The 11,346-nt window shown below is 45.7% G+C and carries 4 protein-coding genes; 2 read left to right on the top strand and 2 right to left on the bottom strand.

Annotated features, from left to right (window positions below):
• Nucleotides 1-24: 24 nt before the first annotated feature.
• Complete coding sequence (locus B0H50_RS02550) at nucleotides 25-2,631, bottom strand: TIGR02171 family lipoprotein (RefSeq protein ID WP_269843920.1); 2,607 nt, start codon at nucleotides 2,629-2,631, stop codon at nucleotides 25-27.
• Between the two features lie 215 nt (nucleotides 2,632-2,846).
• Between B0H50_RS02550 and htpG the strand changes: the two genes are divergently transcribed.
• Together htpG and recQ are read left to right on the top strand one after the other, a co-directional pair.
• Complete coding sequence (htpG, locus tag B0H50_RS02545; RefSeq protein WP_106199716.1) at nucleotides 2,847-4,730, top strand: molecular chaperone HtpG; 1,884 nt, start codon at nucleotides 2,847-2,849, stop codon at nucleotides 4,728-4,730.
• 62 nt (nucleotides 4,731-4,792) lie between these two features.
• The gene (recQ, locus tag B0H50_RS02540; protein WP_233244479.1) at nucleotides 4,793-6,604 is read left to right on the top strand and encodes a DNA helicase RecQ; all 1,812 of its coding nucleotides are present in this window, start codon (nucleotides 4,793-4,795) and stop codon (nucleotides 6,602-6,604) included.
• Between the two features lie 23 nt (nucleotides 6,605-6,627).
• On the opposite strand, the gene B0H50_RS02535 is transcribed toward recQ, so the two are convergent.
• Nucleotides 6,628-10,977 (bottom strand): cadherin repeat domain-containing protein, encoded by a 4,350-nt coding sequence (locus B0H50_RS02535; protein WP_158275871.1) that lies wholly within the window; start codon nucleotides 10,975-10,977, stop codon nucleotides 6,628-6,630.
• Nucleotides 10,978-11,346 lie beyond the last annotated feature (369 nt).

Below are 11,346 nucleotides of genomic sequence, written 5' to 3'. Positions count from 1 at the left end.
CGCTGTAATATTTTATTTTGCCCGCTAAAATTTCTCTTGGCGAAGTTTTTGTAAAAGCGAATCTAGACGCTGCGTGAGTTTTAATGCGCCCGATTGATTCAAATGATCGTAGTCCGCGAAATCTTCGGAAGCGTAATCGTTTTCCCCATTTTTATATTCATCAAAAAGGGTAAAATTGCTTTTTTGCTTTGCCAAAGAATCGAGAGTTTGCAAAAGCATTTTTGCATCGGCGAGAGATGGACCGTAACGTCCCCACGATTTTCCGCTTGCGATATATTCCGGCGCTTGCGGGAAAATAATTCCGACGACTTGAACGCCGTAACTTTTCGCCACGTCGAGAATCGAAAGCAATTTTTCTTGGTTATAGTGCGCCTTTTTCATTTCATACGGAGAAAACGCCAAATCGACGGGAGTTTCATATCCCGAAAGCGTCGAATAATGCCAGCCCAAATGATACGCGTAAAGAGAGTATTCGTCGGATGGTGGCGACGGATTTGCGGCGACGAAATTTTCCATTTCATCGGGAACGCCTTTTTTCCAAAAGTCGTGATGTTCATCGTATAAATATCCCGGCACTTCAACATATAAAGTGCGGAAACCTTCGTCGGTAATTGCCCAACGGTCAATATCTAGCGCGAGAATTAAAAATTTCAATTTTTCGAGCGGCAAGTAATAATTGACCGATAAATATTCGGTGCCCGCCATGTCTTCGCCCGAGAAAGCGTAATTGATTGCCAATCGATTTTCACTGGTCGAAAGTAACGTCGGATCGATTCCCGCAAAGCAACGCGAGGAACCGGTGATGGCGATTTCTGCTTGGCCGCGATATTTCCAGAACAAATCCATTTTCACTTTTTGAATGCGGCTGCTAATGCTCGAATTTCCCGTCATGTAAACGCCCAAACTATCGGCGGCGTATTTTTGAGGAAGTCGAATGGCGCTCGGTTGAATCCACACATTCGGATGCCAAAGTTCGTTTCCTTCGACGAGAGTGGTGACGCTCGAATCTTTCGTATCGACGAGGACGATTTTGGAATGCACGCCTTCTTCGTTTACGAGAGTCGCTGCGATGAAATCGGGTGCGTTCGTCCATTCCGTATGATCAAAAGTGTAACCGTCGGGCGCAAGAATTGCTTGAATGAGTTTTCCCGAACTGTCCGCAATCAAAATAAATTCGTGCGGCGCATAATTTTTGCCGACAAATTCGCGGCCGGTTTTGCTTCCGAAATCGAGGAAGAGAACGCGCTTCGTCGAATCGGGCGATAAAGACACATTGCAAGCTTGTTCGCCGTGATACCAGACAGTATCTTTTCCGCGGACGCGAGCGCGCAAAAGTTTTGAACCCGAGACGGCGAGATTTTCATCGTCCGAGATGCCGCCGTGATACGAGCCCGCAAAAATTTCCCGTTCTGCGCCGAACTTTTGATTTTGAAAGGAAACGGCAAGAGTTTTTTCGCCGAAGAATTTTCCGTCGCTTGAATTATCGCCGCCGTCCGTTCCGAAATAAATCAGCGTGTCTCCGTGAGAAATGCGCCAGCGCGGTTCTGCTGCCGACGATTCGTTGTAAAGGAAATGGGTCGAATCCGCTGCGTTAAAAGGCTGCACCGAAAGAGTGTCAAAGCCCGAGATGCCTTCGGGCTTCGAAGTCATCGCAATCCATTTGCCGTTAGGAGAAATCGCCGGATGATAAACGTTACCTTTTTTCGGTAAAGCGAAAAGAGCACTAGAACCGTTCGTGTAATCGACGGCGAAAATATTTCCGCTTTCATCATCGCGGAACGCTAAGCGCACTTGAGAAGTGCGGAGTTTCTTTTTGAGTTCAAGCGCGGGTAAAACCGAAAAATTCTCGGGCGAGAAATTGGAATTCGAAGAATTTAATGTGCTCGGACTTGGAATCATTCCGCGGGCTAAACGAAAGCCGACGTAATCCGCCTTGGTCGAAGAAGTCACCGTGTAAACATCGCCGCGGGAATAAATCCGCATGTTGTCTGCGGCTTTTCGAAAATATCCACCTTTGAGAATGCGTTTTCCAATCGCATCCGATTGTGCGCCGCCGATAAAATTCAAAAGAGTTGTGTCCGAAAATGGAACAAACCAATCGTTCACCCATTCCATCGCATTCCCCGCCATATCGCAGAGAATCGCTTTCGGTTCACTTGTACAAACCGGGTGCAAGGAATCGCCCGCATTCGAAACATTCCACGATTTTTCCGGATTAAAATGCACGTTTTTTGCGGCAAAAGTCCATTCGGCTTCGGTCGGGAGACGGTAACCGTTTGCTTCGGGATGAAACGCCAAATTTTCAATTCCCAAGCAAGAGCCTTCGCTCATCTGCAATTTGCGGTAAGTGTAAACGCTGTCAAGTCCTTCGAATTTACTCCGAGAATTGGCCGCTAAAATCGCATCAAAGTAAGTTACATTCGTCATCGGCAAATCATTTTGCCGCTCAATATTTTTCCCCGTCCATGTCGCATATTCTTTTCGGGTCACTTCGTGCGCGCCAAGAGAAAAATCATAATCAAAATTCACCGTCATTTCGGGCTTTTCCGAAGTGGGCGCCGATTCTAAAGATGTTCCCAAAGTCGTCCCACGCAACGCTGAATGCATTTGCACCATTCCCGCATGCTGCAAATCTTCTTCTGCTATCCCCGAAGGAAACGCTCGAACTGCCTAACTCCTCATTCCAAATTTTTTGGCACGATTCTTGCAATTATTGGTTCGGTTTCAAACAAAACGTTGAAATGCGCCTTTTGAGCGGGCTTTTTCCGTTCGGGTGCTTTTGACTTTAACTTTTTGAAACAGTGATTTGTTTCAAATTGAAACATTTGTATAAAATGGAGATAACCATGGCAACAGAAAAGAAAGAATTCCAAACCGAAGTGCAAGACCTTTTGCATTTGATGATTCACTCCTTGTATAGCAACAAGGAAATTTTTCTCCGCGAATTGATTTCTAACGCAGCGGATGCGCTTGATAAGCGGCGTTTCCTTTCCCTTTCCGATGCGAAACTTCTCCCGGTCGGAACGCAATTAAAAATTGACCTCGCCGTCAATAGCCAAAATAAGACGCTAACCGTTGAAGATAACGGTATCGGCATGAACAAAGAAGATCTCGTGAGCTGTCTCGGTACAATTGCGCGCAGCGGCACGAAACACTTTGTGCAAAATTTGAAAGACGCAGACAAATCGAATGTGGATTTGATCGGTCAATTCGGCGTTGGATTTTATTCCGCCTTTATGGTCGCAAACAAAGTCGAAGTGCTTTCGCGCAAAGCGGGCGAAGAATCCGGTTACCTTTGGAGCTCGGACGGAACAGGCTCTTACGAAATTTCGGATATGCCGAAGCAAGATGTCGGCACGAAAATCACCCTTTACTTAAAAGACGGCGAAGACTTCCAAGAATTTTCTTCGGAATGGGGAGTCGAATCCATCGTTCGCAAATACAGTGAATTTGTTTCTTACGGCATTTACCTGCATCATGAACCGACGAAAAATGATAAGGGCGAAATGGAAACGAAGGAACCGACTCGTTTGAATGATAAGCCGGCTCTTTGGCGTCAAAGCGATAAAGAAATTACCGAACAGCAATACAAAGATTTTTACGCAACTGTCGCACACGAAGGCGATGATCCTCTTGCGTGGAAACATTCTCACGCCGAAGGCGCTCAAGAATTCTGGACACTCACTTATATTCCGTCCAAAGCGCCGTTCAACATTTGGCAAAATGACCGCATTAACGGACTCAAGCTTTATGTGAAAAAAGTCTTCATCATGGACGATTGCAAAGACTTGCTTCCGCCTTGGCTCCGCTTTGTCCGCGGCGTTGTCGATTCCGAAGATTTGCCGCTCAATGTTTCGCGCGAAATTCTCCAATCGAATAAAATCATCACGACGATTCGCAAACGCGTGATCAAAGATGTGCTCGATAAATTGGCAGAAATCAAAAATAAAGACCGCGAAAAGTATGAAGCTTGGTGGAAAGAACTCGGCATGGTTCTGAAAGAAGGCTTCTACATGAACTGGGAACATTTGGACGAATTGAAAAAGTTGACTCTTTTCAAGTCCACGAAGTCCGGCGATAAATTTACAAGCCTCGAAGAATATGTGAAGAATATGCCCGCAGATCAAAAGGAAATTTATTTCCTCATCGGCGAAAATAAAGACGCAATTGCCGCAAGCCCGATTCTCGAAGCTTACAAGAACAAGAATTACGAAGTGCTCTTGCTCTCGGATCCAATCGATGAATTTATGATGCAAGCGGTCACCGAATTTGACGGCAAAAAATTCCACGATGTAAGCCGCGGCGATGTGGACTTCGAAAAGACCGAAGAAGAAAAGAAATCCGAAGAATCTTCCAAGGTTGAATTCAAAGATCTCTGCACCGAATTGCAAAAGGATTTGGACGCAAACATTAAAGAAGTGCGCATTTCGAGCCGCTTGAAAGATAGCCCGTGCTGTCTCGTTACCGACGAAGCAGCGATGAGCCGTCATATGGAACGCATGATGAGTGCGATGGGTCAAAACGTCACCAAGTCCAAGCGCATTTTGGAAATCAATCCGAATCATCCGATTTGCAAAATGTTGAAGGAAAAGAAAGCGAAGAACGAATCTCTCGAAGATTGGCCGAAGGCTCTCTACGGGCAAGCGGTCCTCGCCGAAGGTTCGCAGCTTGAAAATCCGGGCGAATACGTCCAAGCGATTACGAAGCTCCTTTCTGCAAACATTCACTAAATAGTCACCTCCATACCGGCGGCTTTGGGTTAGATTTTTCTAATTTCAAAGCCGCTTTTTTTATGATGAACGCTGACGAACTTTTTTCCACTGCAAAAAAAATCTTAAAGCAAAGCTTTGGCTTTAGCTCGTTTCGCCCCGCGCAAGAAGCGGTTATTCAAAACATTTTTGCGGGAAAAGATACGTTAGCACTTCTCCCGACTGGTGGCGGAAAATCCATTTGCTATCAAATTCCCGCTCTCGTTTACCCGGGAACTTGCATCGTCGTTTCTCCCCTGCTCGCTTTGATGAAAGATCAAGTCGATAACCTCGTCGAAAACGGCATCGCAGCGGCTGCGCTCAACAGCCAAATTTCTCCCGAAGAATCTTACGAAATCCGAAATAAAGCGATTCGCGGCGAATTAAAATTGCTTTATCTTTCGCCCGAGCGCATTCATTTTGAGCTCGACCATTTGCTTTCTGCGATGCGCATTTCTCTTTTTGCTATCGATGAAGCGCATTGCATTTCGGTTTGGGGTCACGATTTTCGCCCGGAATATGCGGAGTTGCACACGCTAAGGAAACGCTTTCCACAAATTCCGCTCGTCGCATTAACCGCTACCGCAGACGCTGCAACCCGAAAAGATATTCTTTCGCAGTTGCAAATTCCCGCAGAAAATACGGTGCTTTCGAGCTTTGACCGCCCGAATTTGAGTTTGAATGTCAAAGTGAATTTAAAGAAGCGCGACAAGCTTCAAGAAATTTTGAAACTTCTCCGCAAGCATACGGACGAAAGCGGAATCATCTATTGCCTTTCGCGAAAAGGCGCCGAAACCCTCGCCGACGATTTGCGCGGAAACGGCATCGATGCCGAAGCGTATCATGCGGGGCTCGAAACCGAAGAACGCATCCGCATTCAAGAAAATTTTTTGAATGACCGCATCCAAGTGATTTGTGCGACGACCGCTTTCGGCATGGGAATTGACAAGCCCGATATTCGATTCGTCATCCATTACAACACGCCGAAAAATATGGAAGGCTATTACCAAGAAATCGGGCGCGCAGGCCGCGACGGAATGCCTTCGGACACGCTGCTTTTTTACAACGATCACGATATGGTGATGCTTGCAAAATTTGCCGAAGAAAGCGGCGAACAAGAATTGCAGCTCGAAAAATTGCACCGCATCGAACATTATGCAACAAGTCCGATTTGTCGCAGACGTATTCTGCTCAGTTATTTTGGGGAAACATTTGACCACGACTGCAACCATTGCGATATTTGCAAAAATCCGCCGCAGCGATTTGACGGAACGATTTTAGCGCAGAAGGCACTTTCGGCGATTGCCCGCACTCACGAATCCGAACGCAGCGAAATTATCGTAGACATTCTCCGCGGAAATCGCCCGCAAGAAATCGTCGAAAAGCATTACGATGAATTAAAAACTTTTGGCGTCGGACGCTCAACGCCGACAGAAAAATGGGAAGCGTATTTGTTACAGCTCATCCACTTGGGCGTCATCGAAAAAAGTTACGCCGCAGATCAGCATCTTTCGATTACCGCATTTGGAAAAGAAATTCTTTTTGGAAAACGCAAAATCGATTTGGCGTTAATCCGCAATGAAAATGCCGAAGCGTCCAAAACTTCCCGCGAAAACTCTCTGCTTTCATTTGACGACCGAGAACTTTTCCAAGAACTCCGCGCGCTCCGATTGGAGCTCGCCAAAGAAGCAGGCATTCCCGCCTTTCATATTTTTAGCGATAAAGTTTTAACCGCTATCGTCGAAGAAAAGCCGACGACATTAAGTGAATTTGCCGAAGTTCCCGGCGTCGGCAATTTCAAATTGCAGAAATACGGAAAAATTTTCCTCGAAAAAATAAAGCTGCACAATTCGTAATTGCGCAGCTCATTTCTGATTCGTTAATTATTCGGTCTTCGATATCCCCAACGCGTGAGAATGTCATCGTCGTCTTTTCGGATGTAACCCTTCTTGCGGTCCGGTAAATCGCATTGCAATTCCGAGCGAATTTTCACTTCGGACTTGTAAATATACGGACCCGTTGCGAGTTTACGCCCGTCTGCCGAACGGAGGAAGCCATCTTCATCGGGTTTGAGTTCGAAGAAGAGTTGAATTCCGCCCGATTCATCGACGTTTTCGGTGTAAATGTCTTGCGTGAAGCCGTATTCACTCACAAATTCACCGAGGGTTGTGAAGAACCAAATTTTGAGTTTGATTTTCGTCGTGTAGAGGCTAGCCGCTGCGCCGAGAGAATCGTAAGCGTTGCGGAAATCTGCCGAGCAATTATTTTCCAAGAATTCATCGACAGGAATCTTTTTACGGTTCCAGCCTCCACCGCTATCGAGGGAAACATAACCGTTTTCGAGAATGCTTCCGAGAGAAGATGAAGTTCCCGTTTGATCGACCGCGGGCGCTTGCGCCGTAATGTGCAATGTCGAACCTAAATGCTTGCCCGAAAGTCCCGAATACGGTTCTTTGAACGAGCCTTTATCGAGTCCGCTCGCAGAACCCGCTTGCGTTTCGACTTCTTTGCCGGTCTTTGCGTTCATCACGCTCAACGCGTAAGTCGTTCCCGGTTTGCTGTTCGAAGCAGCAGTGAATTTTTCGACGCGTTTCGAATCCGGATTAACGAGCGGTTCTTCCATTTTGACTTTTACCAATTTTCCCGCTTTGAGAATCACGATGACGGTATCCGACGCTTCGTTGCCCGCTTTATCGCGGTAAGTGCGGATGATTAAATTCTTGCCATCGTTTAAGCCTTGGAAATTCAGCGTATCTTGTTCGATATCGTTGACTGTCCATTTGACCGAAACCGAAACATTGCTGAGAGAAGCCATATTTTCGGGCGAGATAATTTTCACCACCGGCGGAACAGGGTCTACGATAATCACCGTCGAAGCTGTCGCCGAATTGCCATAAGAATCTGTAAATGTATACGCGACGTCGTAAATCATATTGCCATCGGCATCTTTCGATTTCTCTCCCGATGCGTTCATGGTATAAGAAATTTTCACATCGTAAACGACACCGTCCGCGGCCTTGACCGCATTCGTATAACTGACTTGATACAAAGTCTTGCCGTTTTCATCTTGCTTGACCGTTCCGAGTGCGTCGACGGTATAAGTGAGAGTCACCGATTTGCCTTCGGCATTTTTCACCGTCGAAGAAATTTCATAATATTCTTCGCCGTTTTTATCGGCTAAACGTTTGCCTTTGGAATCGGTATAGTAAGCGACTTCGACAACGGTTCCCGCTGCCGTCGTATCGTAATAGCTCACGCGGATTTTATTTTCGCCGACAACGGAATGCGTGACTTTTACCTTCGAAGAAAGTTCCGATTCATCGGCGACATTGACTTTGCCCACGGTCTTTTCCATCGCAGAAATTTGCGACTTCGAAACCGTCGCCGTGTCTAAGGCAACCTTAAAGCTGTTCTTTTTCGTCACCGGTTTTTCGCCCGACGAATCCGTAACGGTTACAGTAATTAACGCATTTTTCGAACGGACATAGCTCGCGGTATCGCCCGCTTCTTTTTCTTCGACAATCGTCACGCCGCTCGGAGCGCCAGTCGTATCATTCGATGCGGTAACCGTTACCTTCGGAATTTTTGTGCTGAGGATAATGACGAGAGTCGCAGAACCATCTTGATAACTCACCTTCACCGTATTCTTGCCTTCTTTAGCAATCACGGTGCTGTCTTTTTCGCCGACAGGAGTTGTCCACTTGATATAGGTCTTCGGATCATTCGTATAAATCGTATCCGGTTTCTTCCAACTCGAATCGCCCGATTCAGCGTAGGTGATTTCCACTTTTTCGGGAAGATTGCGGACTTTAATCGTCACGAGAGCCGTATCTTTCAATCCGCCCGGATCGCTGACGACGACGGAAATTTGATACACAGAATCTTTTTCATAATCTAACTTCGCATCTTTCTTGAGTGCGATGCGACCGATTGTCGAATCGATTTTGAAAAGTCCGCTCGTATCTTTCAAAACTTCGTATTTTAATTTATCGCCATCGGGATCGCTCGCGGGCACATTATTGGACGCAGCGCAACCTTTGCATTCTTCGTCAATCATGACCGTCGTATTTTTCACCACCGGCGCTTCATTCACATTCAAAACATTCACGATAACTTTGGCGGTATCGGCGAGTTTTCCGTCGGACACGCGGACGTAAACCGTATAAGATTTCGTCGTTTCGTAATCGAGAGTGTCGGTGAGAATCAATTTTCCGCTAAGAGAATCAACGGCAAAGACAGTCGTTTTCGTCACCAGTTGATATTTCAATTTTCCAAATTCTGCAATGTGGAGCGAATCCGGATCTGACGCTAAAACTGTGCCGACGACAGTTCCCTTCTTCGCATCTTCGGCAATCTTAAATGTCGTATCGGGCGCAACAGGCGCTTCGTTCACATCTTTGATATGAATCGTCACCGGAATCGTATCCGAATTCAAAAGACCATCCGACGCGTAAATGAAAAGGGTAAAAGTCGTGTCTTTGGATTCATAATCCAAGGCATTCTTTTTCACCGTAATTTTTCCCGAAATGGAATCCATCGTAAAGAGCGCGGAATCGCCCGAAGCGATGTAATAATACGGAATATCGCCTTTCTGTTTATCCGAAGCGTGGACAATTCCAACCGAATCGCCGATTGGACTATTTTCGTCTTCGTTAAAACTGTAAGCGGTTTTATCGAAATACGGCGGCGTATTAAAGTCCACATCTTTGATTTTTAAAGTAAAGTAACCGGTGCGCTTATTGCCTTTGAGAACGGCACCGCTCATATTAAAGACGTAAAGTTTGAAAGTTTCATCGCCTTCGATTAAGTCGTCTTTTTTCGGCGTGACCATCACCGGAGACGTCGGCAGTTTATGCCCCGCTTTGAAAGTGACAAGTCCCGAATCGCCCACAACGGTGCCGTTAGATTTTACCGTGCAAAGCGGCATACCAGCGGTAATAAAGTCGGCTTTATTCGCCAAATGCACCGCATTCGAATCAGCGAGATTGCTGAGCGCAAAGCAATAATTGAATTCCACCGCTGTCGTCGGCGCATCGGAAAGTGTGATTTGCACTTGTTGCGGACGATCGTTTTCGATAAAGGTTCCAGCGCCCATCGCGGTCGGGTCAATGTCCAAAATAGGCGGATCAAAAGGCACATAACGGAAGTCGCCTTGCACGTCGGCATCAAAATAAAGATTTTCAGCGACGACTTGGCCAGCTAATTTAAAATGGCCTGCTACATGAAAGGAATCCGCGGTTATCCAAGAGCCTTGGAAGTTTGCATCGACCCAATAATTCCATAGAATAGGCTGCGGCGTATAAAAAAGTAAATTACCGCTGTATTCTTTATTCGTCAAATACGAGAAATTTGCCGAATCCGACAAATCCCATTCCATTTTCGTTTTATCGAATTTCGTCGTCTCCGAAGCGTAAACCACTTGAATTCGCATATCGCTTACAGAGTTGCTAAAATCAAAACCGTTCTTTGAGAAAATACGCGTAAGCCTTCCGCCGGGAGGCATTAAGAAATACATTTTCTTGTGATTGGTGCAAGAAATTTTAATATGATCCACATACTTGTCAAATGTTCCAAATTCATTCGTGACAACGGAATCAGGCGGCACATGAATATACAAGACTTCGTCCGGAGAACAACTCGTCATTTCAATCGATTCATCGGACCAAGTTGAAGCGACCCAAACCGAATCTTGCGGAAGAACAGGAACATTCAAATGCGCATCCACTTCGGGAACCGATTCGGGGCATTGATCATAATTCATTTTTTCGTAAATGGAGCCGCCACTTTTGCGGACGCCTTCTGCCCAAAGATTCTTATTGCCTTCATATTGCCCGCGGATATTCCCTTTCACGCAATAATCGCCTTCAAAGACATTATCGTCTTGCAAAGTCACTTGCATATCGCCGAGAACGCGGACCGGTCCCGTCGTCAAAGTATCATAACCGCCGTTATTAAACTTAAAATTACCGCCGACTAAAGTCGGGCCACCGATATGATGATGCTGAAAGTTGACGATAAAATCACCGTCGGCAGTGCCATTGTAACCGGTATTATCCGAAATAGAAATATTTCCATTGGAATAGGTGAGCGAATGCGTTCCCCATACCTTATACTTCATCAAGCTTTCCCAATAAGCTTGCTGTTCTTCGGCTCTGTCGTCTGCTGAATTTCCGAGTGAAGTAAAATACAACGGCGCAACCGATGCGCCCCACGCACATCCTGCAACCAAAAACAGCCCCGAAAAGAGCCTCTTTAAGTTTTCATTAACCATAACACTATCCCTAGTTACATCCTTATCTTTAAAATATAAATTTTTTGAAACATTATTTAACTTTATTTACAAACCGCGTTAAATTTCGCTATTTTCCGCCGTATTTCGTAACATTTTCAGTAAAATGTGATTTAAATCTCGTTTTTTTACTGCATTTTATCCGCAGAATTTTCCCGTTTTCAATTTTTCGCAAAATTTAAGCCAAAAATTCCCCGCTTTTTGCAAAATTTTTCTATCATTCGGATTCCTCAGACCCCTTTCAATGATTCTTTGCAGGCAAATCGCCAGGGCGAAAGCAGCAACGGACTTGTGAATTTTTATGTGAAT

It is taken from the genome of Hallerella porci (assembly GCF_003148885.1).
Lineage (GTDB): Bacteria > Fibrobacterota > Fibrobacteria > Fibrobacterales > Fibrobacteraceae > Hallerella > Hallerella porci.
Note: the sequence above shows the minus strand (reverse complement) of the source record. Positions and strands in the feature narration are given on the sequence as shown.